This window comes from Streptomyces lomondensis (assembly GCF_014651035.1).
In the GTDB taxonomy this organism is placed as follows: Bacteria; Actinomycetota; Actinomycetes; order Streptomycetales; family Streptomycetaceae; genus Streptomyces; species Streptomyces lomondensis.
This window is the reverse complement of record NZ_BMWC01000001.1, coordinates 1,198,423-1,221,210: the sequence shown is the minus strand read 5'-3', so window position 1 is coordinate 1,221,210 and position 22,788 is coordinate 1,198,423. Positions and strand designations below refer to the sequence as shown.

The following is a 22,788-nucleotide window of genomic DNA, read 5'->3' as shown; positions in this document are numbered from 1 at the left end:
CCCTGTCGGAGACGCCATACCGGCGGGTAACGTCCGGGCAGTCCAGTCGTGCTCTGCATTTCAACAAGTGAATGCCCGAGTACCCGCCCGAGCCTTGGACCGCACCGTCGCAGCACACACCGTCGTGGCGCCGGCGCCCTATGAGGAGCAGCAGTCTTGCGCGAGTTCAGCCTTCCGGCTTTGTACGAGGTCCCTGCGGACGGAAATCTGACCGACATCGTCCGCAGAAACGCCGCGCAGCACCCGGACGTCGCCGTGATCGCCCGCAAGGTCGGCGGCACCTGGCAGGACGTCACGGCCACCGCCTTCCTCGCCGAGGTGCGCACGGCCGCGAAGGGGCTGATCGCCGCGGGGGTCCAGCCGGGCGACCGGGTAGGCCTGATGTCCCGCACCCGCTACGAGTGGACGCTGCTGGACTTCGCGATCTGGAGCGCGGGCGCGGTGACCGTGCCGGTGTACGAGACCAGTTCGCCGGAGCAGGTGCAGTGGATCCTCGGTGACTCGGGCGCGACCGCCTGCGTCGTGGAGACGGACGGCCACACGGCCGCCGTCGAGTCGGTGCGCGACCGGCTGCCGGCGCTCAAGCACGTCTGGCAGATCGAGGGCGGCGGCCTCGACGAGCTGGGCCGGCTCGGCCAGGACGTCATGGACGAGACGGTCGAGGAGCGCAGCTCGATCGCCAAGGCCGACGACCCGGCGACCATCGTCTACACCTCGGGCACCACCGGCCGCCCCAAGGGCTGTGTGCTCACCCACCGCAGCTTCTTCGCCGAGTGCGGCAACATCGTGGAGCGGCTGCGTCCGCTGTTCCGCACGGGCGAGTGCTCGGTGCTGCTCTTCCTGCCGCTCGCGCACGTCTTCGGGCGGCTGGTGCAGATCGCGCCGATGATGGCGCCGATCAAGCTCGGCTGCGTCCCGGACATCAAGAACCTCACCGACGAGCTGGCCGCGTTCCGCCCCACCCTGATCCTGGGTGTGCCGCGCGTCTTCGAGAAGGTCTACAACTCGGCGCGTGCCAAGGCGCAGGCCGACGGCAAGGGCAAGATCTTCGACAAGGCCGCCGACACGGCAATCGCGTACAGCAAGGCGCTGGACACCCCCTCGGGCCCGTCCCTCGGCCTGCGGATCAAGCACAGGACGTTCGACAAGCTCGTCTACAGCAAGCTGCGCGCGGTCCTCGGCGGTCGGGGCGAGTACGCCATCTCCGGCGGCGCCCCGCTGGGCGAGCGGCTCGGGCACTTCTTCCGCGGGATCGGCTTCACGGTCCTGGAGGGCTACGGCCTGACCGAGTCCTGCGCTGCGACGGCGTTCAACCCCTGGGACCGGCAGAAGATCGGCACGGTCGGGCAGCCGCTGCCCGGCTCGGTGGTGCGGATCGCCGACGACGGCGAGGTGCTGCTGCACGGCGAGCACCTGTTCAAGGAGTACTGGAACAACCCCGGCGCGACCGCGGAGGCGCTGGCCGACGGCTGGTTCCACACCGGCGACATCGGCACGCTCGACGAGGACGGCTACCTCCGGATCACCGGCCGCAAGAAGGAGATCATCGTCACCGCGGGCGGCAAGAACGTCGCCCCGGCCGTGATCGAGGACCGCATCCGGGCGCACGCCCTGGTCGCGGAGTGCATGGTGGTCGGCGACGGGCGGCCGTTCGTGGGCGCGCTGGTCACCATCGACGAGGAGTTCCTGGGCCGTTGGTGCTCCGACCACGGCAAGCCGGCGGGTTCCACCGCGGCGTCGCTGTGCGAGGACCCGGACCTGCTGGCCGCGATCCAGGCGGCGGTCGACGACGGCAACGCCGCGGTGTCGAAGGCGGAATCGGTGCGGAAGTTCCGCATTCTGTCCTCCCAGTTCACGGAGGAGTCGGGCCACCTGACGCCCTCGTTGAAGCTGAAGCGGAACGTGGTGGCGAAGGACTACGCGCACGAGATCGAGGCGATCTACGCGAAGTGACCCCTGGGGTCGTCTATGGCGCGGTGTCCTCGGCGAGGACCCGCGCCATCGTGCGTTCGGCGAGCGCCGTGATGGTCACGAAGGGGTTCACGCCGAGCGACCCGGGCACGAGCGAGCCGTCCGTGACGTACAGCCTGGAATACCCCTTCACGCGCCCGTAGTCGTCGGTCGCCTTCCCGAGCACGCAGCCGCCCAGCGGGTGGTACGTGAAGTCGTCGGCGAAGACCTTGCTGGGGGAGCCGAACAGGTCGTACCGGTAGATCGTGGAGTTGGCCGCGTTGATCCGGTCGAACAGCTTCCTGGCCATGGCGGCGGAGACCGCGCTGTGGGCGGCGGTCCAGCCGAGGCGCAGCTCTCCCGAGCCGGTGTCGTAGGAGAAGGCCGCCCGCTCCGGGTTCTTGGTGATCGCCAGGTAGAGGCTCACCCAGTGCTCCAGGCCGGTCGGCAGCGGGGCGATCTCGGCGAACACGGGGTTCGCGGTGTTGGCCCAGTCGTCGATGCCCATGACCGGCATGGTCGACTGGTTCGCGCCGACCGTGTCCCACAGGTGGTTGGCCCGGCCGAGCATGACATTGCCGTTGGGGCCCCAGCCGGTGCCGACGCTCGGGGCGAGGTCGGGCAGGGTGCCGGTCTCCCGGGCGCGCAGCAGCAGTTCGGTGGTGCCGAGGCTGCCGCCGCCGAGGAAGAGGTACGTGCAGCCGTACTCCTTGGTCTCGACGACCCGGCCGGTGGCGTCGATGCGGTCGGCGGTCAGGACGTACGTGCCGTCCGGCGCCCTGCTGATCGCGCGCACCTTCTCCAGGGTGTGGACAGTGACCTTGCCGGTGCCGAGGGCGGCGGCGAGGTAGGTCTTGTCGAGGCTGCGCTTGCCGTGGTTGTTGCCGTAGATGACCTCGCCGGCGAGCGCGGACTTCGGGGCGGTGCCGGCCGCCTCGCGCCGCATGTGGCCGAAGTCGTAGACGCTCGGCACGAAGGTGGTCCGCAGGCCGGCGTTCTCGGCGTGCGCGCGGGAGACGCGGGTGAAGCGGTACCAGTCCGTCGACTCGAACCAGGCGGGGTCGACGGTGTTCACGCCGAGGGCGGTGCGGGCGCGCGGGAAGTACGTGCCGTACATCTCGTCGGCGTCGACGGTGGGGAACTGCTCGGCGAAGTACGCGCGGGGCGGGGTGACCGCCATGCTCCCGTTGACCAGGGAGCCGCCGCCGACGCCCCGGCCGACGTACACGGACATCTGCGCGAAGTGGACGCGGTCCAGGACGCCCGGGTAGCGGCTGATGTCCCGGTTGACGACGTCCAGCCAGAGGAAGGTGCCGAGCGGGGCCTCGGTGCGGGTGCGGAACCACATGGAGCGCTGGTCCGGGGTGCGGGTGGAGCAGAAGACGTTGCCGTCGGGGCCGGGGGTGTTCCAGAGGCGGCCCATCTCCAGGACGAGGGTGCGGATGCCGGCCTGGCCGAGGCGGAGGGCGGCTACGGCGCCGCCGTAGCCGGAGCCGACGACTATGGCGGGGGCCGTGTCGACTGCGTCGGGCTGGGTGGCTCGGGCGCTTTCGAGGCCGATGCGGGTGAAGCCGAGGGTGGCTGCGGTTTGCAGGGCTGCCATGCCGAGGATTTGACGTCTTGTCAGATGACGATGTGTCAGGTTTGCTGTCATGAGCGCAGCATCGGCGGTATTCGGGGTTCCGCCTAGTGGGGTGCCGCTTGATCGTTGACGGCGGGTGCGGGTTCGCTGTGGCCGGTCGCGCAGTTCCCCGCGCCCCTGAGGGCACTTACAGCAAGTCCCTCAGTTGCTCCGCCAGCAAGTCCCAGCGCCACTTCTCCTCGATCCATTCCCTGCCCCGCTCGCCCATCCTGCGGCGCAGCTCGGCGTCGCCGAGGAGGGTGGTGATGCGATCGGCCGTCTCCTCGGGGGAGCCGCCGCGTACCACCCAGCCCGTTTCGCCGTCGAGGACCGCGTCGGGGGCGCCGCCGGAGTCGCCGGCGACGACCGGGAGGCCCGTCGCGGAGGCCTCCAGGTAGACGATGCCGAGGCCCTCGACGTCCAGGCCGCCGCGGCGGGTGCGGCAGGGCATCGCGAAGACGTCGCCGGCGCCGTAGTGGGCGGGCAGCTCGGACCAGGGGACGGCGCCGGTGAAGCGTACGGCGGGGGCGACGCCGGTCTCGTGCGCGAGGCGGCGCAGGTCCTTCTCGTAGGGGCCGCCCCCGACGATCAGCAGCACGGTGTCCGGCTCGGCCGCCAGGATCCGGGGCATGGCCCGGATCAGGGTGTCCTGGCCCTTGCGCCGGACGAGGCGGGAGACGCAGACCACGACCGGGCGGTCCGTGAGGCCGAGGCGGGCCCGGATCTCGTCGCCGCCCGAGCCGGGGTGGAAGGTCTTCTCGTCGACCCCGGGCGGCAGCTGCGCCATCCGTGCGGCCGCCTCCGGGGTCAGGGCGGTGGCGATCCGGGAGCGCGTGTACTCGCCGAGGTAGGTGATCGTGTCCGTGGAGTTCCCGATGCGGCGCAGCAGCTGCCGGGCGGCGGGCAGCTGGGCCCAGCCGGCCTCGTGGCCGTGCGTGGTGGCCACCAGCCGCTCGGCGCCCGCGGCCCGCAGCGCCGGGGCCATCAGGCCGAGCGGGGCCGCCGCCCCGAACCACACCGACGTGCAGCCGTGCTCCCGCAGCAGCCCGACGGCCCGCCGGGTGGCGCCCGGGGTGGGCAGCAGCATGGTCGTACGGTCGCGTACGACGGTGAAGGGCTGCTCGGCGTCGAAGGCGCGGGTCGCCTCGACGCCCTCCCGGCCGCGCTTCCACGTGGAGGCGTAGACCACCAGCTGCCGCGGGTCCAGCCGCAGCGCCATGTTGTGCAGGAACGCCTGGATGCCGCCGGGCCGGGGCGGGAAGTCGTTGGTCACGATCAGGGTCTTGCGCACGCCGCCGACCCTACCGAACCGCCCCGCACGGCCATGCGCGGCAGCATGTATGGCACGCTCACAGCCGGTGGGCCCATCATGGCCCCATCAACACGGCACAGCGAACGGGCAGGGATCACGTGAAGACGACGGGCGCGGGGCGGTCCCTGGCATGGCTGCCGGTGATCTGGTGTCTCACGAGGCTGGTGCTGCTGCTGTTCGTGCTGAAGGTGTACGTCTTCCCGGGCCCGGACGTCACGAGCGACGTGCACGTGATCTACCAGGGCTGGTACGACGTCCTGCGCACCGGAACGTTCCCTCTCGAGGACGTCACCTGGCAGTACCCGCCCGCCGCCGCCCTGGCGATCCTCTCCCCCGCGCTGCTGCCCTTCCTGGAGTACGCGACCGCCTTCTTCGTCCTGGTCTGCGTCACCGACCTGGCCGTGCTGGCGCTGCTGACGTTCGCGGGACGCCGCCCGGGCCGGTCGCTGCGCGGCGCCTGGGTATGGGTGATCGGCGTGCCGCTGCTCGGGCCGACGGTGTACGCGCGCTACGACGTGATGGTCACGGCGGTGGCCGTGGCGGCGCTGCTCGCGGGCGCCCGGCACCCGAAGGCGATGGGGGCCCTGGCCGCCTTCGGCGCCCTGCTGAAGGTGTGGCCGGCGATGCTGCTGCTGGCCGCCCGCAGGCGCAGCGCCTGGGTGTCGGCCCTGGTGACCGGCGCCGCCGTGACCGGCGTGTTCGCCCTGGCCATGCCGGGCGCGTTCGCCTTCCTGACCTTCCAGCGCGACCGGGGCACCGAGGTGGAGTCACTGGGCGCGCTGGTCTTCCATGTCGCCCGGCACTTCGGCTGGCGGGGCGAGGTGAAGCTGAACTACGGCTCGATCGAGTTCCTCGGGCCGTATGTGAGCGAGGTGAGCACGGCCGCGCTGTTCCTGACGGGGGCGGCCTTCGGCTGGCTGGTGCTGTGGCGGCTGCTGGCCCGGCGCTTCGAGGAGCACACGGTCGCCGACGCGGCCTTCGTGGCGGTGCTGATGTTCACCACCACCAGCCGGGTGATCAGCCCGCAGTACATGGTGTGGCTGGTCGGGCTGGCGGCGGTGTGCCTGTACTTCCCGGGGAGCCGGATGCGGCTGCCGGTCGTCCTGGTGCTGGTGGCGTGCTTCGTGACGGTGCTGGAGTTCCCGCTGTACTTCGCCAACGTCGTGGCCAGCGACGGCCTCGGGCTCACCCTGCTGTTCCTGCGCAACGGCCTCCTGGTGGCCGCCGCACTCCTCGCGGCCCGCGCCCTGTGGCGTGCGACGGTCCCGCGCACCCTCCCCGCTCCCGTGCCTTCTCAGCCCGCCCGCACCGGCGACGAGACCCCCGTCTCCTCCTGAGCCGCCGCCCGCCGGAACAGCAGCCCCGCCAGCGCGCACTGCACCCCCGCCGCGAGCGCCAGCGCGAGGCACACCCCGGGCAGCCCGAGCCCGGTCAGGGCGTACGCCAGTCCCAGCTGGACGGCCGTCCCGAGGACGGTCACCCGCAGCAGCACCGAGGCTCCCCCGCTGCCCTCGAAGACCCCGCCGAGCGCGATGAGGCAGCCCAGCAGCACCAGATAGGGCCCGACGCAGCGCAGGAACAGCACACCCTCGCGCGCGACCCCGGGCCCGGCGCCGAAGGCGGCCATGATCCAGGGCGCGGTGACGGCCAGGAGCACGGCCGCGGTGAGCCCGAGGGCGCCGGAGAGGAGCACGGCCTGCCGCCCGATCGCCCGCCGCTCGTCCTTCCCCGCTCCGCGCAGGTGCGCGGTGTGGATGGAGGCGGCCTGGCGGATCGCGTAGAAGGCCATGGTCGCCAGGTACAGGACCTTGTAGGCGATCGCGTACGCGGCCACCGCCGTCACCCCGAGCCGCGCCACGATCGCGACCAGGACCAGGGCACCCGCCTGCCGCACGGTGAAGTCGGCGGACATGGGCAGGCCGGTCGACAGCGTCCGGCGCAGGGAGACGGCCAGGGACTCCCCCGGTGCCGCACCGCGGGCGCTCCGCAGCAGTGCGTTGCGCCGGACCGCGACGAGCCCGGCCCCGAGCGCGACGGACCGGCACAGCACCGTGGAGGCGGCGGCTCCTTGGACGCCGCAGAGGTGGATGAGGAACGGGTCGAGGGCCAGGATCATGCCGTTGGACAGCAGGGCGAGGCGCATCGGGGTGCGGGTGTCGCCGGTGCCCTTGAGGATGCCGTCGACGAGCTGCTGGGCGAAGAAGACGGCCATGCCGGGCATGGAGAGCGTGAAGTAGGCGACGGCGAGCGGGAGGGCGGCGCTGTCGGCCCCGCCCAGCACCAGCCGGGCCAGCGGTTCGCGCCCCAGCAGCCCGCAGGCCACCACCGCCGGTGTCACCAGTGCCCACAGCGCCCATCCGCCGCGCACGGCGGCCCGGACGGCGCCGGGATCGCGGGCGCCCCGGGCGTGTGCGACCAGCACGGTCGTGCCGGAGCCGAAGACCAGGGCGATGCCGAGCAGCACGTTCTCCGTGGTGGTCGCCACGGCCACGGCGGCCACGGCCGGGCCGCCCAGCCGGGCGACCCAGACGGTGTTGATGATCCCGGCGGCGACGGAGGCCAGGAGCGAGACGTAGACGGGGCGGGCGAGCAGGAGCAGCTGCTCGCGGTGGGCGTTCACGGTGGTGTCCCCCCGAGTCGTGACGAACCCTCGATCCGAGCTACCTCGGTTAGAGGTAGCTCGATAAGAGGTAGCATGCTCGGTACACGCCCGCAAGGAGGACCATGCTGGAGCTGTCGATCCTGGGCTTTCTGGCCGAGGAGCCCCTGCACGGCTATGAGCTGAAGGAGCGCATCAAGGCGCTGACCGGACACGTCCGGCCGGTCAGCGACGGCGCGCTCTACCCGGCGATCACGCGCCTGGTCGGGGCGGGCCTGCTCGACCAGCACACCGAACCGGGGGCGAGCGCCGCCCCGCGCCGGATCCTCGCCCTCACCGACCAGGGCCGCGCGGAGCTGCTGGAGCGGCTGCGCCGTCCGAAGCAGACCGAGATCACCGACCAGGTCCGCTTCAACACGGTCCTGGCGTTCCTGCGCCACCTGCCCGACCGGCACGAGCAGGCCGCGGTGCTGCGCCGCAGGCTGGACTTCCTGGACACACCGACGAGCTTCTTCTACGACTCCGGCAAGCCGGTCCGGGCCGAGGAGGCGGACGACCTGTTCCGCCAGGGCATGCTGCGGGTCGCCCGGGCGACGGGCGAGGCGGAACGGGCCTGGCTGCGGGAGGCCATCGAGCTGCTGGATCAGCCCAGCTGAGTCCGCAGATACTCCCGCCACTCCGCCGTGAAGGCCTCCGGCGTCGTGCCCAGCACTTCCCGCATCGCCTCCTCCACCGCCCCGGCCCGCTCCCGGTGCTCCCCGACGGCCCGGTAGAACTCGCGCAGCCGCGACTCGCCCCAGCGGTCGGCGATCAGCCGGCACGCCGTCCAGCCGCTCTCGTAGGCCCGGGCCAGGCGGCTCGCGTCGCCGGTGAAGCCGAAGTCCTCGTCGTCCGGGAGCGCGGCCGGGATCCGGCCCGTGCCCACCGCCCGGGACAGCTCGGGCGCGGCCTCGGCAGGGGTGCGGCCGGCGGCGCGGTAGCCGACCCAGTCGGCGTAGCCCTCGGACAGCCACAGCGGCGTGGCGGCGGTGGTGGCGGCGCGGGTGGCGACATGGGTCGTCTCGTGCGTGACGACGACCTGCTCGCCGAGCCCGCCGAGGAGGGCGAACGCGTCCGGGTTGACGATGATCCGGTCCGCCGCCGCCCGGTGCGGCGCGCCCGTCTCGCCGGTGGTGACGGCGGCGATCCCGCGGTAGGAGGAGGCGGGCGAGCCGAGCAGCCCCGCCATCGCCTCCAGTGACTTCGGTACGAGCACGACGACCCGCCGGCTCCAGTCCGTGCCCCACGCGTCCGACACGGCGGGCACCGCGCGGTCGGCCAGGTCCGCGAAGTCGCGCAGCGACCGGCCGGACTGCCCGACGCCGAGGACGAGGCTGTGCGCGCCCCGGACGACCTGCACCGCCCCCTGGTCCCACAGCTGCTGGACGGACTTCCTCGCGGGCCGGTCGGCGTCCACGGACCATCGCCCGGCCGCGTCCCGGCTGAGCCGCAGGGTGCGCCCGGCGGTCACCGGCGCCCGGTCGTGTCCCGCGACGCGGTAGCGCAGTTCGGCGTCGGCGGTGGCCGTGTCGCCGGTGCGGTGCAGTCCGGTCACGCGGTAGGACCAGTCGGCCAGGGGCACCGCGCGCAGCCGGGCGAAATCGCCCCCGGCGCCCGTCCGTTCGTAGGCCCGCTCGTCGCGGTCGAGGACCGCCGCGGCCCGCCGGTCCAGGAGCCGCTGGACGTCGGCCGTGGCCCTGTCGGCGGCGGACGGCCCGCCGCACCCGACCAGGGCGACGAGCAGCAGAACGAGCGCCACCACCCCGGACCCCGACCTTCGACCAGCCACGTTCCCGATCGTACGGGCGCGGGGCCGCGCCGGTCAGACCCTGGTGACCGACGAGACGGGCATCATCCCGACCGGGTCGTAGCGCACGGGCGCGCCGGGGTAAGGCGCGTGGATGACCTGGCCGTTGCCCATGTACATCCCGACATGGCTGGCGTCGGCCCGGTAGACGACCAGGTCACCGGGGCGCGCCTCGGACAGCGGGACCTGCCGGCCGGCGTACCGCTGGGCCTGCGAGGTGCGCGGCAGGGAGATCCCGGCCTGCGCGTACGACCACTGCATCAGGCCCGAACAGTCGAAGCCGGTGGGCCCGTTGGCGCCCCAGACGTAGGGCCTGCCGAGCGCGCTGCGGGCGGCGGCGACGGCGGCGGCCCCGCGGCCCGAGGCGGCGGTGGCGCTTCCGAGGTCGGGCATGCCGGTGCGGCCGGAGCGGGAGGCGCGGGCGTAGGCCTCGCGCTCGGCGTCCGGCAGGGAGTTGAGCAGCCGCCGGGCCGCGGCGAGCTTCCGCTCGACGGTCTTCTTGTGGGCGGCGACGGCCTTGCGGCTCCTCTCCAGTTCGCGCAGCTTGCCGGCGGCTTCCTCACGGTCCTGGGCGAGTTCGCGCATGGCGTCCTGGAGCTCCTTCAGCTCGCCGGCCTGGTGGGCGGTGATGCGGTCCAGCCGGGAGGCCTTGTCGAGGTAGTCGTCCGGGTCGTCGGCGAACAGCAGGGCGAGGGCCGGGTCGATGCCGCCCGAGCGGTACTGGGCGCCGGCGAGCGAACCGAGCGAGTCCCGCATGGTGTTGATGCGCTGCTGCTGCCGGGCGATCCGGTCCCGGGCGGTGCCGACCTCCTCGCGCAGTGCGTCGGCGCGCTCGTCGGCCTCGTTGTAGGCCTCGGTCGCCTTCTCGGCCTGCGTGTAGAGCCGGTCCACCCTGGCCCGGGTGTCGTCGTGCGGTGCGGCGGCGACCGGTACCGCGCCCAGGGCGGCGGCCGCGACGGACAGGAGGCTGACCGCGACACCGGCGCCCCGGTCGAACCCGGACGGTGCAAGGCGTTGATGGGACCCCACGGGAAGCCGCTCTCCTTCCGCTGGCGGACTGGAACGCGGCAGACAGTAGCCCTGCGGCAGGGGGCCGCCAACGACCATCCGTGGGTATGCGGCACGACGCCCCGCCAGTGACGCAGGTCACTGGCGGGGCGTGGGCTCACTCGGAGCTGCCGCGATTCGCCCGAACGGCGGATACGGCGTGCTGATCTTGGAGACGCCGGGGAGCGGAGGTCAGACCCGGACGCCGAACATGAAGGGGCCGCCGATGGTGTCCATCGACTCGTAGCGGACGACCGTGCCGGTGCGCGGGGCGTGGATGATCTGCCCGTTGCCGGCGTAGAGGCCGACGTGGTGCAGGTCGTTGAAGAAGAAGACCAGGTCGCCGACCTTGAGCTGGCTGACCGAGTAGATCTTGGTGCCGATCGTGGTCTGCGCCTCGGAGGTGCGCGGGATCTGCACGCCGGCGGCCGCGTAGGCCCGGGAGGTGAGGCCGGAGCAGTCGTAGGAGCTCATGCCGGTGGCGCCGTAGACGTACGGCTTGCCGAGCTGGCTCTGGGCGAAGGCGAAGGCGGCGGCGGCGCGGCCGGAGCCGGGCGGGACGTCGGCGGTGAGGGCGTCGCGCTCGCTGGCCCGGCTGGCGCGGTTCTGTTCCTCGGCCAGCTTGGCCTTCTCGGCGGCGGAGAGGCTGTTGAGCAGCTTCTGCGCGGAGGCGAGCTTGCCCTGGACTTCCTTCTTCTTCTTGCCGAGTTCGGCGCGGGTGGAGGCGAGGTCCTTGAGCTTCTCGGAGGCCTCGGCGCGCTCCTGGGCGAGTTCGCGCTGCTTCTCCTGGACCTTCTTCAGCGCCTCGACCTGCTGGCTGCTCAACTGGTCGAGCGTGGAGGCCTTGTCGAGGTAGTCGTCCGGGTCCGAGGAGAGGAAGAGCTGCACCGAGGGGTCGATGGAGCCGGTGCGGTACTGCGACGCGGCGGCGAGGCCCAGGCTGTCGCGCAGCTCGTTGAGCTCCTCCTGGCCGCGGGCGACGTTGTCCTGGATGGTGGAGATCTCCTTCTGGAGCTTCTCCTGCTTCTCCTTGGCCCCGTTGTACTTCTCGGTGGCCTGCTCGGCCTCCTCGTAGAGCTTGTCGACCTTGGCCTTGACCTCGTCCTTGCTCGGCTTCTCGCTGGGGGCGGCGTTGGCGGCCTGCGAGCTGAAGGCGACGGCAGCGGCGGCGGCGGTGGTCAGCACGGTCACACGTGCGCGGCTCGGCTGCTTCGGACGACGGTGGGACGCCACGGGTGAAAAGCTCCTTCTGGCCCCTCCGCCGTCTCTCCCGATGAGTGATCACCCGAGCGGAGGTTCGGGGCCTGACCCTAGTGACCTTCCTGTGATCAGTTCAAATCCTCAGCTGAAAATTTGCGTCACGGTAGACCATCTTTTCATCTGGACTCACAGGGGGTGAGACCCACTTGACTTAACGTGGCTCACAGGTCCCACTAATTCGGGCATCACGCCCGGAAGTTGCAGAACGGCCGTACGTCGCCTAGCCCCGCGAAAGGCGCTTGAGGAGCATCGCCGAGGCCACGGGGCGGGCGCCCGCGCGGGCCACTCCGTCGGCGACCTCGCGGTCGGTGGACGCCACGATGACCGGGCGGCCCGGAGGTTCGGCGCGCACCAGCTGGCGGATGAGCTCGTCGGCGGTGACACCCGGCTTCGAGAACAGCACGCGGACCCCGCGCGGGGGCGCGAGCAGCACCGGAGCGGCCAGTTCGGCCCCGTCGAAGACGCAGGTCACCTCGGCGCCGCTCTGCGCGGCCAGTTGGGAGAGCTGCCCGAGCAGCCTGAGGCGCTGCTTCTCCAGCGGCATCTGCGGATAGCCGGTCTTGGTGACGTTGTAGCCGTCGACGACGAGGTGGGCCTGCGGGAGCGCGAGCAGCTGGTCGAGGACCTGCGGGTCGTTCTCGGACAGGGCGCGGGCGGCGATGTCCTTGGGGGTCATCCGGCCCGGCTCGACGGCGTCGACGGTCTCGGCGGGCCGTACCGACACCGGCGGCAGGGCCAGTTCGCGGCGGAGTCCCTGGGTCGCGTCCAGCAGGGTGTCCAGCAGCAGCCGTACCCGCATGTCCTCGACGCTGCGGCCCTCGCGGGCGGCCCGGCGCGCGGCCTCCAGGGCGGCCTCGGTCTCGCCCAGCCGGGACTTGAGCCGCCGGGTCTCGCTCTCGGCCGCGGACACCTGGGCGTGCCCCTCGGCGCGGACGGCCTCGATCTCGCCGTGCGCCTTGCGCAGGGCGGCCTCGCCGCGCTTGACGTCGCTGAGGGCGGCGCGGAGCTTGCGGTGCAGCGACTCGGCTTCCTTCTTGGCCGATTCCAGCTCCGTGCGCAGCCGCTCGGTCTCGGCCTTGGTGTGCTCACGGGCCCGGGCGAGTTCGGCGCGCAGCCGCTCCAGCTCGGCCCGGTTCTCCTCGTCGACGCGCTCGGCGTCGGCCCGCTGGGCCTCCTCGCCGGCGGCGGTCACCAGCTTCACCCAGCCGGGCGGCCGCAGTACATAGGCCGCGGCCGCCACGTCGAGCGGGTCCGCGGCCGGGGGCGGGGAGCCTGAGTCGAGGGCGCCGGTCAGTTCCGGCTGGGTCTCTCTGAGCTTCTCCCCGATGCGCTGCCGGAACAGCGGGTCGGTCTCCAGCGCCGCGGCCATGGCGTTGCCGGCGAACTTGGCCCGGCGGTTCGGGGCGAACCGGGCGTACTGCCTGAGCTGCGCGGGCAGCTCGCCGACCGTCAGCGAGCCGAAGCCGTCGGAGACGATCTGGACGACCCTGCGGCGCACGCCGTCGGGCAGCGGACGGTCGAGCACCTCGGCGGCGCCGTCGCCCGGCCCCCCGCCCGTGGTCTCCGCCATCCGTCACACCCCAATGCCTGTGCGGGGCCAGCTCCCGTCAGGAGCCGGCACCCGGCCTGTCCACGAGTTCCACCTGGTCCACCGCGTTGCACCAGCGGCAGCGCACCGACTCGATGGTCCCACTGAGCACCTCGCGCTCCTCGACCTTCGGCTCTCCGGCCAGGTCCAGGTGAACGTACTCGGTGACCTTCGACGAGCGGGTCACGTCGAAGCGCGTGAGGTTGCCGCAGAGGGTGCAGCGCCACCGCGTCTCGGCGGTCGGCAGGGGAACCGTCATCGTGACCTGTTCTCTTTCCTTCTAGTGTCCGTGACGCCACCGGCATCCCCGGTGCGTGTGGCTCGTAACCCTACGGCCTGGCGGGTCCTCGTCGCCCACGCGTCTACGGCGGCGAGGCGGTCTGTGCGGTTGCGTCCGGTTACGTCATGCTCTGTGTTCATGATCAGCAAGTGGACTGCGTCGATCGTCCGGGCCGGCAGATCGGTCCGGGGGTCGTCGGCGCCGGTGACGTACTCACTGATCGCCCTGTGCTGCCTTCTCTTCCTGGCCGGGCCCGCCTCGGGCCTGAATCCGGCGTACGGCGCGGGCGACGACCTGCTCGCCGCGCAGCGGGCCTACTTCCGGCGCTGGGGCGTGATCCCCGCAGAACTGTTCGAGGGGTCGGCGGGATCCGCCCTGACCCCCGCGACAGCGCTCTTCGTCCACGGCAGCTGGGTGCACCTGCTCGGCAACATGCTCTTCCTCTACGTCTTCGGGGCGATGACCGAGGAACGGATGGGCCGGGTGCAGTTCACCCTGTTCTACGTCGGCTGCGGCTACCTGGCCCTGCTGGGCTACGCCGTCGCCAACGCGGACTCCGGGCAGTCCCTGGTCGGCGCCTCGGGGGCGATCTCGGCCGTCGTCGGCGCGTTCCTGTACCTGTTCCCCCGGGCCAGGGTGACCAGTCTCCTGCCGTTCCTCTTCTTCCTGCCGGTGCGCTTCCCGGCGTGGATCGTCCTGCCGTTCTGGGCGGCCCTGCAGTGGCTGGCCGCGGGGCGGGCCTCGGACGGGCCGGGGGTCGCCTACCTCGCCCACCTGGTCGGATTCGGGCTCGGCTTCGGCTACGCCTCGGTCCGCTACGGCCGCCCGGCCAGCCCTACTAGAGTGAAGGCCGCCCCTGCTCCGGCCCCCGAGGGAGAGAACCAGCCGTGATCACCGCGATCGTCCTCATCAAGACCAGCGTGGACCGGATCCCCGAGATCGCGGAGTCGATCGCGGCGCTGGACAACGTCAGCGAGGTCTTCTCCGTCACCGGCACCTACGACCTGATCGCGATGGTCCGGGTGAAGCAGCACGAGGACCTGGCGGAGGTCATCCCGGGCCGGATCAGCAAGATCCCCGGTGTCGAGGGGACGGATACGCACGTGGCGTTCCGCACCTACTCGCAGCACGACCTGGAGGCGGCGTTCTCGATCGGGCTGGACAACTGAGGACCCGCCCGACCGGATGCCGGACGCCGGACGCCGGATGAAGAGTTCTTCATCCGGTCCTCATCCTTCTCGCCGGGTTCCGGACGAATGATCGGGACCATGGCTTTCACACGTCGTATGGCGGCCCTGTCCGCCGTCGTTCTGATCCCGCTGGGCATCGCGGCGACCAGCTTCGCGCTCTCCGACCGCCCCGAGCCACCGAAGGCCCCCTCCGAGGTGGTACTGGACAGCGGCTCCCCCACGCCCGAGCCCACTCCCACGCCCAAGCCCGAACCGACGCCCGACCCGTCCCCGGACGACGAGGTGGTGCCGCGGCAGCCGGTGACCGACAGTCCCACGAGGGATGACGATGACGACGACAGCGGCCAGGGCCCCGGAGACGACGGGCCCGACGACGGCCCCGGCGACACCAACTGACCCGGCCCGCCGGCGGCTCACCGCCCGGGTCCGCATCCTGCTGTGGTTGCTGCTCGTCATGGCGGTCGCGCTCGTCGAGGTGACCACCACCACCCGCTCCCTGCTGATGCGCGACATGGACAACCGGATCAACCGCCTGCTCACCCAGGAGGCCGAGGAGTTCGCCGGCTTCGAGGAGCGGGGCAAGGACCCGGAGACGGGCCGTTCGTTCGCCAGTGCGGACCGCCTGCTGACCGTCTTCCTCCAGCAGCAGAACCCCGACGCCGACGAGGAACTGATCGGCCTGGTGCGCGGGGCGGACGGCGATCTCGCCCAGATCCGGCAGCAGGGCGGCATCGGCGCCGGGCTGCCCCTCTACCGGGACGCCGACGCCAAACGCCGCATCTTCGACTCGCCCGACTCCACCGGCACCCTGCACCGGCCGCAGGGCGAGATCCGGTGGGCCAAGGTCACCGTGGCCCGCGCGGGTGCCGAGCCGGACGCCGCGTTCGTCGTGGCCATCCACCCGGAGCGGGAGCGGGAGCGGGTGGACACGGTGTTCCGCAGCCTGCTCGTCATCTCCGGCGTCGCCCTGCTGCTCACCACCGGCATCGCCTGGGTGGTCGCCGGACGCATCCTCAGGCCGGTGCGGGTGGTGCGCACCGCGGCGGCGGAGATCACCGAGCAGGACCTCACCCGGAGGATCCCCGTGCACGGAACCGACGACATAGCGGCCCTCGCCGAGACGTTCAACGGCATGCTCGACCGGCTGGACCGGGCGTTCGCCGCGCAGCGCGAGTTCGTCGACGACGCCGGCCACGAGCTGCGCACCCCGATCACCATCGTGCGGGGCCATCTGGAGGTCATGGGCGACGACCCGGCCGAACGCGAGGAGACGGTCCGGCTGGTCACCGACGAACTCGACCGGATGAGCCGCATCGTCGAGGACCTGCTCGTACTCGCCAAGACCGAACGGCCCGACTTCGTGGTGCCCGAGCCGGCCCAGGTCGCCGAACTCACCGCCGACGTCTTCGTCAAGGCCCGCACCCTGGGCGAGCGCGACTGGCGGCTCGCCGAAGTCGCCGACGTGGAGGCCGAACTGGACTTCCAGCGGATCACCCAGGCCATGGTGCAGCTCGCGCAGAACGCCGTGCAGCACACCACGCCCGGCGAGACCATCCGCATCGGCTCCCGGACCGCCGGCCCGCACCTGGAGCTGTACGTCGCCGACTCGGGTCCCGGTGTGCAGCCGCAGGACGCCGAGATCATCTTCGAACGCTTCCGGCGGGGCACCTCCCGGCGCGGAGCACGCGGCTCCGGCGCCGGGCTCGGACTGGCCATCGTCAAGGCCATCGCCGAGGGGCACCACGGGCGGGTACGGCTGTCCGACACCCCCGGCGGCGGCGCCACCTTCACCCTCGTTCTGCCCGCTCCCCAGGTACCGGAAGGCCACCACACGTGAACCGCATCCTCATCGTCGAGGACGAGGAGCGCATCGCCTCCTTCGTCGAGAAAGGCCTGCGCTCGAACGGTTTCACCACGACCGTCGTCACCGACGGCGACGCCGGCTACGAGTACGCCCTGACCGGCGGCTTCGACCTCGTCGTCCTGGACATCAACCTGCCCGGCCGCGACGGCTTCACGATCCTGCGCGAGCTGCGCGAGGCGCGGGTGACCACCCCGGTGATCGTGCTGACCGCGCGGGACTCCGTCCGGGACACGGTGGCCGGCCTGGAGGGCGGCGCCGACGACTGGATGACCAAGCCGTTCCGCTTCGAGGAGCTGCTCGCCCGGGTGCGGCTGCGGCTCCGTACGGCGGCGCGGGCGCCGGAGGTGACGGTGCTCAGGTCGGGCTCGCTGAGCCTGGACCTGCGTACGCGCCGGGCCAGGGCCGACGACCGGACCGTCGATCTGACGGCCCGTGAGTTCGTGCTGCTGGAGCTGTTCCTGCGCCATCCGGGCCAGGTGCTGTCCCGCGAGCAGATCCTGTCCCACGTGTGGGGCTACGACTTCGACCCCGGCTCCAACATCGTGGACGTCTACGTCCGCACTCTGCGCAAGAAGCTCGGCGCGGAGCGGGTGGAGACCGTGCGCGGGATGGGGTACCGGCTCCCCACCGGGTGAAGTTCCTTTCATGTTCGGCTCATCGACGGCTCACCGCCCGGGTGAACCCTCGATGACGTGACATGGAACCCACGAGCTCTCACCGCCCTGTGCGCGGCGCTGTCGCTGTGCACGCTGCTGGCCATCCCCAGGAACTTCCCGGGGCTCGGCGGCGACGCCCGCTTCACCCTCGTCGTGTTCATCCTGGCGACCTGCGCCTGGATCGGGACGTCGATCGACGACACGTACATCGCGCTGGGCGCCGCACTGGCCCTCACGGTGACGGGCGTGATCAGCAACGACACCCTGTTCGGCACCCTCGGTGACTCCACGGTGTGGCTGCTGATCTGCGCGTTCGTCCTGGCGGCGGCGGTGGCCCGGACCGGGCTCGCCGGACGGGCGGCGGTCTTCCTCGTCAGCGGCGCGCGTACCGTGCGGCAACTCGTGCACCTGACGACGGCGGCCCTGGTCGTCACGGCGTTCGCGGTGCCGGCCACCTCCGGCCGGGCCGCGCTCGCACTGCCGGTGTTCCTGGCCCTCGCCAAGGTCCTCGCCGACCGGAAACGACTGGTCGTGATGCTGGCGCTGCTGTTCCCGACGGTGATCCTGCTGTCGGCGGTGGCGACCCTGATCGGCGCCGGAGCGCATCTGATCACCGTGTCGGTGCTGTTCGAGGCGACCGGGCAGCACATCGGCTTCACGGAGTGGCTGCTGGTGGGTCTGCCGCTGGCCGTCGCCTCCTCCCACCTGGCCGCCGAGCTGGTGCTGCTGACGACGACCCGCCGCGAGGACCGGCGCGGCCCCGTCCACATCACCGCCGAGCAGATCCAGGAGCACAGCGAGCAGTCGGTCACCGGCCCCTGGACGCAGGCCGAGAAGCGCTGCGCCCTGCTGCTCGCCACGGTCGTGCTGCTGTGGTGCAGTGAGCCGCTGCACCGCCTGCCGCCCGCGATCGTGGCGCTGATCGGCGCGATCGTGGCCTCCTCGCCGGCCCTCGGCACCGTACGTCTGAAGGACGCGCTGAAGACCGTCCCCTGGTCGCTGCTGCTGTTCATGGCGGCGACGATGGCGATGGGCGTCGCGCTCGCCGACTCGGGGGCGGCGAAGTGGCTGGTCGCCGGGCTGCCGACGAACGAGCCCCCGGTGGTGTTCCTGGCGATCGTGATCGTCATCAGCACGGCGGCCCATCTGGTCCTCCAGTCCCGCTCCGCCCGCTCGTCGGTCCTGGTGCCGCTGGTCGTGGCCGCCTCCGTCGGCGTCGGGGTCAACCCGGTCGCCGCCGCCCTCGCCTCCACCGCCGCCGCGGGCTTCTGCCACACGCTGCCCGCCTCCGCCAAGCCGGTCACGCTCTACTCGCAGATCCCCGGCACCCCCACCTACACCCCGCGCGACCTGCTGCGGCTGTCCGCCTTCCTGGCCCCGCTCACCGCCGCCCTCGTCCTCCTCTTCGCCGTCGCGGTCTGGCCGCTGCTCGGCGTGTCCGTCACCCGTTAAGGAGCCCACCATGCTGACCCGTGTCGTCGTAGCCCCCAGCGGTTTCAAGGAGTCCCTGTCCGCGGAGGCCGCCGCCGACGCCATCGCGGCCGGCGTACGCCGAGTCCTGCCCGACGCCGAGATCGACCTCGTGCCGCTGGTGGACGGCGGTGAGGGCACGGCCATCGCCCTGGCCGCCGCGACCGGGGGCCGGATCGTCACCGTGCCCGCGACCGGCCCGGTCGGGGAGACCATCGCCGCCCACTTCGCCCTGCTGGGCGACGGGGACACGGCCGTGGTGGAGATGGCGGCGGTCGCCGGCCTCTCCCTCGTCCCGCACGACCTGCGCGACCCTGGCGCCACCACCACGTACGGCGTCGGCGAACTGCTCCGCTCCGCGCTCGACTCGGGCGTACGGCGGATCCTCGTCGGCTGCGGCGACTCGGGCACCTCGGACGGGGGCGCGGGGGCGCTCCAGGCGCTGGGCGCCCGGCTCCTGGACGAGAGCGGGCAGGAACTCCCGTACGGCGGGCGGGAGTTGAACCGGCTGCACAGGATCGACCCGACCGGCCTGGACCCGCGTCTCGCCGACGTGGAGCTGCTCGTCGCCTGCAATCCGTACAACGTGCTGTGCGGCGAGCGCGGTGTGGCCCGGGTCTTCGGTCCGCAGAAGGGTGCCACGCCGGAGCAGGTCGAGGAGTTGTCGGACGGCCTGGAGAACTGGGCCTTCGTCCTCACCCGGGACGTCGCCGTCCCGGACACCAACCTCCGGTCCGACCCCGGAACCGGAGCCTCCGGGGGCCTGGGAGCCGGCCTCGCCGCGCTCGGCGCCCGCCTCCTCCCCCGCTTCGACGTGCTGCTGCACCACCTCGACCTGGACGCCCGCCTGGCCCGCGCCGACCTGGTCATCACCGCCGAGGGCGCCCTGGATTACCAGACGCCGCGCGGCAAGGTCCCCGCCGAGGTGGCCCGCCGCGCCAAGCTCCACGGCCGCCCGGTCCTGGCCCTGGCCGGCACGCTCGGCGAGGGCGCCCACGAGGTGCCGGGCGTGGACGCCTGCCACGGCATCCTGCCCGCCCCGATGGCCCTGTCCGAGGCCCTGCTCCGCGCCAGCGAACTGCTCACCGACGCCACGGAGCGCGCCCTGCGGATGATCGTCCTGGGCACCCGCCTGCCGGTGGTGTCCGGTGCGGCCGTCCCGACGGAGGTGCCCGGTACCGGCGTTCAAACGGAAGTACCCATCACCGGAGTTCAGGCGGAGCCCCCCGCCGCGGCCGTTCAGGCGGACGTGTCCGGCACGCAGCGCCCGTCCTCCGTGCGGTAGCTCCACCGCGCCCCGTCCGCCACCAGCTCCTTCACGGCCCGCAGGAACCGCTCGACATGCTCGTCCGGCGTACCCGCGCCGAAGCTGACCCGGATGGCGTTGAGCGACCTCTCCCCGGGCGCGGCCTCGGGCGCCCCGCACTCGCCCTGCGTCTGCGGGTCGCTGCCGAGCAGCGTGCGCACCAGCGGGTGGGCGCAGAACAGCCCGTCCCGTACGCCGATGCCGTACTCGGCGGAGAGGGCGGCGGCGAAGTGGGAGCTGTTCCAGCCGTCGACGACGAAGGAGAGGACACCGACGCGCGGGGCGTCGTCCCCGAAGAGGGAGAGGATCCGGACCTCCGGCACCTCGGCGAGCCCCGCGCGCACCTTCTCGATCAGGTACTGCTCGCGGGCGACCAGGGTGTCGAACCCGGCCTCGGTGAGGGCCTTGCAGGCGGAGGCGATGGCGTAGGCGCCGATGACGTTCGGGGAGCCGGCCTCGTGGCGGGCGGCGCTCTCGTGCCACTCCACGTCGACGCCCCCGTCCTCGCGCCGCGAGACCTTCCGCGAGGCGCCGCCGCCCGCGAGGTACGGCTCGGCCTCGCGCAGCCAGTCGGCCCGCCCGGCCAGGACGCCGGAGCCGAAGGGCGCGTACAGCTTGTGCCCGGAGAAGGCGACCCAGTCGACGTCGAGGTCGGCGACGGACACGGGGTGGTGCGGGGCGAGCTGAGCGGCGTCCAGCACGATCCGGGCGCCGTGGGCGTGCGCGGCCGCAGCGAGTTCCCGTACGGGCCACAGCTCGCCGGTGACGTTCGAGGCGCCGGTGACGCAGACCAGGGCCGGCCCGTAGGGGTCCCGGTCGGCGAGGGCGCGCTCCAGCATCTCGACGGCCTGGCGGGGGCTGCTCGGCGCATCGAGGTAGGTGACACGGGCACCCCGCCAGGGCAGCAGGGCGGCGTGGTGCTCGGTCTCGAACACGAAGACCTGGCAGCCGGCCGGGAGCGCGGCGGCGAGGAGGTTGAGTGAGTCGGTGGTGGACCGGGTGAACACCACCTGGTCGCCCGCACGGCAGTCGAGGAACTCCGCGACGGTCCGGCGGGCGTTCTCGAACAGGTCGGTCGACAGCTGGGACAGGTACCCGGCACCGCGGTGGACGCTGCCGTAGTACGGCGCGTAGGCGGCGACGTCGTCCCAGACCCGCTGGAGCGCCGGGGCGCTGGCGGCGTAGTCGAGCGCGGCGTAGGTGACCTCGCCACCGGTGACGAGCGGCACGGTGACGTCCCGGCCCAGAACGGGCAGCGGGGCACAGACGGACGGGGCGGTGGCAAGGGTGGAGACAGACATGACGGAACTCCCGTGAAGTCAGGTGGAATCCGCCCGCGAGGACGTGGCTCAAGCGGGGGTGAAGGAAAGAAGGGGTGCGGAGGCGGGGCTCTGCGGCCCTATCGCATTCGCTGGTTCACGAGAGACTCCTCGTCACGCGCTTGCCACAGACCTCGCTGCCTGCGGCCTGGTCTTCACCCGGGGCACCCCGCCACGGACGGAGGGTTGCCGGACAGTCGGCCGGGGCCTCATGACTGTCACTCATGACCTGGAAAGGAACCTACGAGAATGATCGAGGTCCCGCAACCCGCGTCCGGATTGCGGGACACCGCCCTACGCGTTGCTCGCCGCCACCCACCGCTCCAGCGTCCGCTTGGCGGCCCCGGAGTCGATCGATTCGGCGGCCTTCGCCATCCCGGCGCGGATCTGCTCGGCGAGCGGCTCGGCACCCGGCTCCAGCGCCACCAGCGCCGCCGCCGAGTTCAGCAGGACCGCGTCCCGGACCGGGCCGGTCTCGCCGTCCAGCAGCCGCCGCGCGACCTCCGCGTTGTAGGAGGCGTCCGCGCCGCGCAGCGCCTCCACGGGGACCAGTTCGATGCCCACGTCGCGCGGGTCGAAGGCCTCCTCGGTCACCTTGCCGTCCCGGACGGTCCACACCCGGGACGTGGCCGTGGTGGTCAGCTCGTCGAGTCCGTCGTCGCCCCGGAAGACCAGGGACGAGTTGCCGCGCTCGGCGAAGACGCCCGCGACGATCGGCGCCATGCGCGGGTCGGCCACGCCGACGGCCTGGGCTCTCACCTTCGCGGGGTTGGTCAGCGGACCGAGGACGTTGAAGATCGTCCGGATGCCCAACTGCCCGCGCGCCGCGCCCGCGTACCGCATCGACGGGTGGAACTTGGCGGCGAAGCAGAAGGTGATCCCCGCCTCCTCGGCCACCCCGGCCACCCGGTGCGTCGGCAGCTCCAGGTTGACGCCGAGCTTCTCCAGGACGTCCGACGCCCCGGACGCCGAGGAGGCCGCGCGGTTGCCGTGCTTGACGACCTTCGCGCCCGTGCCGGCGACGACGATCGCCGACATCGTGGAGATGTTGACGGTCTTCGCGCCGTCGCCGCCCGTGCCGACGATGTCGACCGTCGGGCCGGGCACCTCGATCACGTTGGCGTGCTCGTACATCGCCCGGACGAATCCGGCGATCTCCTCGACGGTCTCGCCCTTGGCGCGCAGCGCCACCACGAACCCGGCGATCTGCGCGTCCGTCGCCTCGCCGCGCATGATCAGGTCCATCGCCCACGCGGTGTCGTCGGCGGTCAGGTCACGGCCTTCCAGCAGGCCGTTCAACAGCAGGGGCCAGGAGCGGCCCGCCGCGGTGTCGCCTCCAGCGGGGGTCACAGCGCTCATAAGCCGCTCCAGGGTCAGGCGTCCCGCACTACGGGACGAGAGTCTCAACGAGGTCCACCCTATCCAGCCCCGGGGCATGGCGAAGGGCCCCGTCCGGTGTTCGGACGGGGCCCCTTGCGTG

At 72.4% G+C, this 22,788-nt stretch carries 20 protein-coding genes and 1 riboswitch; of the genes, 10 read left to right on the top strand and 10 right to left on the bottom strand.

Annotated elements, in window-relative coordinates; genetic code table 11:
* The first annotated feature begins 156 nt into the window (after nucleotides 1-156).
* A complete protein-coding gene (locus IE255_RS05250) occupies nucleotides 157-1,953 on the top strand; it encodes an AMP-dependent synthetase/ligase (RefSeq protein WP_190048907.1) in 1,797 nt (598 codons plus the stop codon).
* Between the two features lie 13 nt (nucleotides 1,954-1,966).
* Here the strand turns inward: IE255_RS05250 and IE255_RS05245 are convergent, their stop codons facing one another.
* Together IE255_RS05245 and IE255_RS05240 are read right to left on the bottom strand one after the other, a co-directional pair.
* Nucleotides 1,967-3,604, bottom strand: coding sequence for a GMC oxidoreductase (locus IE255_RS05245; protein WP_505016474.1), 1,638 nt, complete (start codon nucleotides 3,602-3,604; stop codon nucleotides 1,967-1,969).
* Nucleotides 3,605-3,719: 115 nt separating this feature from the next.
* A complete protein-coding gene (locus IE255_RS05240; RefSeq protein WP_190048905.1) occupies nucleotides 3,720-4,862 on the bottom strand; it encodes a glycosyltransferase family 4 protein in 1,143 nt (380 codons plus the stop codon).
* Nucleotides 4,863-4,981: 119 nt separating this feature from the next.
* Here IE255_RS05240 and IE255_RS05235 point away from each other — a divergent pair, with 119 nt between their 5' ends.
* Nucleotides 4,982-6,220 (top strand): glycosyltransferase 87 family protein, encoded by a 1,239-nt coding sequence (locus IE255_RS05235; protein WP_190048904.1) that lies wholly within the window; start codon nucleotides 4,982-4,984, stop codon nucleotides 6,218-6,220.
* Here IE255_RS05235 and IE255_RS05230 read toward each other — a convergent pair.
* Entirely contained in the window at nucleotides 6,178-7,503 is a 1,326-nt protein-coding gene (locus IE255_RS05230; protein WP_190048903.1) for an MATE family efflux transporter, read from the bottom strand. The genes IE255_RS05235 and IE255_RS05230 overlap by 43 nt on opposite strands.
* Before the next feature lie 104 nt (nucleotides 7,504-7,607).
* Here IE255_RS05230 and IE255_RS05225 point away from each other — a divergent pair, with 104 nt between their 5' ends.
* Entirely contained in the window at nucleotides 7,608-8,138 is a 531-nt protein-coding gene (locus IE255_RS05225) for a PadR family transcriptional regulator (RefSeq protein WP_190048902.1), read from the top strand.
* Here IE255_RS05225 and IE255_RS05220 read toward each other — a convergent pair.
* The 5 genes from IE255_RS05220 to IE255_RS05200 form a co-directional block, all read right to left on the bottom strand.
* Entirely contained in the window at nucleotides 8,126-9,310 is a 1,185-nt protein-coding gene (locus tag IE255_RS05220; protein WP_190048901.1) for a hypothetical protein, read from the bottom strand. The genes IE255_RS05225 and IE255_RS05220 overlap by 13 nt on opposite strands.
* A gap of 33 nt (nucleotides 9,311-9,343) precedes the next feature.
* Nucleotides 9,344-10,357 (bottom strand): C40 family peptidase, encoded by a 1,014-nt coding sequence (locus tag IE255_RS05215; protein ID WP_190048900.1) that lies wholly within the window; start codon nucleotides 10,355-10,357, stop codon nucleotides 9,344-9,346.
* Between the two features lie 210 nt (nucleotides 10,358-10,567).
* Nucleotides 10,568-11,608 carry a C40 family peptidase gene (locus IE255_RS05210; protein ID WP_190048899.1) on the bottom strand — a complete coding sequence of 347 codons (1,041 nt, stop codon included), beginning with the start codon at nucleotides 11,606-11,608 and terminating at the stop codon, nucleotides 10,568-10,570.
* Between the two features lie 247 nt (nucleotides 11,609-11,855).
* Nucleotides 11,856-13,205: an NYN domain-containing protein gene (locus tag IE255_RS05205; RefSeq protein WP_190048898.1), complete on the bottom strand. Its 1,350-nt coding sequence runs from the start codon at nucleotides 13,203-13,205 to the stop codon at nucleotides 11,856-11,858.
* A gap of 37 nt (nucleotides 13,206-13,242) precedes the next feature.
* The gene (locus IE255_RS05200; protein ID WP_190048897.1) at nucleotides 13,243-13,482 is read right to left on the bottom strand and encodes a hypothetical protein; all 240 of its coding nucleotides are present in this window, start codon (nucleotides 13,480-13,482) and stop codon (nucleotides 13,243-13,245) included.
* Between the two features lie 159 nt (nucleotides 13,483-13,641).
* Here IE255_RS05200 and IE255_RS05195 point away from each other — a divergent pair, with 159 nt between their 5' ends.
* The 7 genes from IE255_RS05195 to IE255_RS05165 all read left to right on the top strand — a co-directional run bounded on the left by IE255_RS05195 (nucleotide 13,642) and on the right by IE255_RS05165 (nucleotide 19,968).
* Entirely contained in the window at nucleotides 13,642-14,394 is a 753-nt protein-coding gene (locus IE255_RS05195; RefSeq protein WP_190048896.1) for a rhomboid family intramembrane serine protease, read from the top strand.
* Entirely contained in the window at nucleotides 14,391-14,672 is a 282-nt protein-coding gene (locus IE255_RS05190; RefSeq protein ID WP_031115814.1) for an Lrp/AsnC family transcriptional regulator, read from the top strand. The genes IE255_RS05195 and IE255_RS05190 overlap by 4 nt, the downstream gene beginning before the upstream one ends.
* Nucleotides 14,673-14,771: 99 nt before the next feature.
* Nucleotides 14,772-15,089: a small secreted hydrophilic protein gene (locus IE255_RS05185; RefSeq protein ID WP_190048895.1), complete on the top strand. Its 318-nt coding sequence runs from the start codon at nucleotides 14,772-14,774 to the stop codon at nucleotides 15,087-15,089.
* Nucleotides 15,022-16,530: a sensor histidine kinase gene (locus IE255_RS05180; protein WP_190048894.1), complete on the top strand. Its 1,509-nt coding sequence runs from the start codon at nucleotides 15,022-15,024 to the stop codon at nucleotides 16,528-16,530. The genes IE255_RS05185 and IE255_RS05180 overlap by 68 nt, the downstream gene beginning before the upstream one ends.
* Nucleotides 16,527-17,192 carry a response regulator transcription factor gene (locus IE255_RS05175; protein WP_190048893.1) on the top strand — a complete coding sequence of 222 codons (666 nt, stop codon included), beginning with the start codon at nucleotides 16,527-16,529 and terminating at the stop codon, nucleotides 17,190-17,192. The genes IE255_RS05180 and IE255_RS05175 overlap by 4 nt, the downstream gene beginning before the upstream one ends.
* 57 nt (nucleotides 17,193-17,249) lie before the next feature.
* Nucleotides 17,250-18,665 carry an SLC13 family permease gene (locus IE255_RS05170; RefSeq protein WP_190048892.1) on the top strand — a complete coding sequence of 472 codons (1,416 nt, stop codon included), beginning with the start codon at nucleotides 17,250-17,252 and terminating at the stop codon, nucleotides 18,663-18,665.
* A gap of 10 nt (nucleotides 18,666-18,675) precedes the next feature.
* Nucleotides 18,676-19,968 (top strand): glycerate kinase family protein, encoded by a 1,293-nt coding sequence (locus tag IE255_RS05165; RefSeq protein WP_190048891.1) that lies wholly within the window; start codon nucleotides 18,676-18,678, stop codon nucleotides 19,966-19,968.
* Here IE255_RS05165 and IE255_RS05160 read toward each other — a convergent pair.
* Together IE255_RS05160 and trpD are read right to left on the bottom strand one after the other, a co-directional pair.
* Nucleotides 19,923-21,290, bottom strand: coding sequence for an aminotransferase class V-fold PLP-dependent enzyme (locus tag IE255_RS05160; protein ID WP_190048890.1), 1,368 nt, complete (start codon nucleotides 21,288-21,290; stop codon nucleotides 19,923-19,925). The genes IE255_RS05165 and IE255_RS05160 overlap by 46 nt on opposite strands.
* A gap of 131 nt (nucleotides 21,291-21,421) precedes the next feature.
* A riboswitch (SAM riboswitch) is annotated at nucleotides 21,422-21,538 on the bottom strand.
* A 64-nt stretch (nucleotides 21,539-21,602) separates the two neighbouring features.
* On the bottom strand, nucleotides 21,603-22,667 hold the full coding sequence (gene trpD / locus IE255_RS05155; protein WP_190048889.1) for an anthranilate phosphoribosyltransferase: 1,065 nt from the start codon (nucleotides 22,665-22,667) through the stop codon (nucleotides 21,603-21,605).
* Nucleotides 22,668-22,788 lie beyond the last annotated feature (121 nt).

Bases quoted from the DNA above. Each gene is read 5' to 3' on its own strand.
- trpD (WP_190048889.1), bottom strand. From the start codon at position 22,667: ATGAGCGCTGTGACCCCCGCTGGAGGCGACACCGCGGCGGGCCGCTCC.
- IE255_RS05165 (WP_190048891.1), top strand. From the start codon at position 18,676: ATGCTGACCCGTGTCGTCGTAGCCCCCAGCGGTTTCAAGGAGTCCCTG.
- IE255_RS05200 (WP_190048897.1), bottom strand. From the start codon at position 13,482: ATGACGGTTCCCCTGCCGACCGCCGAGACGCGGTGGCGCTGCACCCTC.
- IE255_RS05185 (WP_190048895.1), top strand. From the start codon at position 14,772: ATGGCTTTCACACGTCGTATGGCGGCCCTGTCCGCCGTCGTTCTGATC.
- IE255_RS05160 (WP_190048890.1), bottom strand. From the start codon at position 21,290: ATGTCTGTCTCCACCCTTGCCACCGCCCCGTCCGTCTGTGCCCCGCTG.
- IE255_RS05180 (WP_190048894.1), top strand. From the start codon at position 15,022: ATGACGACGACAGCGGCCAGGGCCCCGGAGACGACGGGCCCGACGACG.
- IE255_RS05195 (WP_190048896.1), top strand. From the start codon at position 13,642: ATGATCAGCAAGTGGACTGCGTCGATCGTCCGGGCCGGCAGATCGGTC.
- IE255_RS05225 (WP_190048902.1), top strand. From the start codon at position 7,608: ATGCTGGAGCTGTCGATCCTGGGCTTTCTGGCCGAGGAGCCCCTGCAC.
- IE255_RS05245 (WP_505016474.1), bottom strand. From the start codon at position 3,604: ATGACAGCAAACCTGACACATCGTCATCTGACAAGACGTCAAATCCTC.
- IE255_RS05205 (WP_190048898.1), bottom strand. From the start codon at position 13,205: ATGGCGGAGACCACGGGCGGGGGGCCGGGCGACGGCGCCGCCGAGGTG.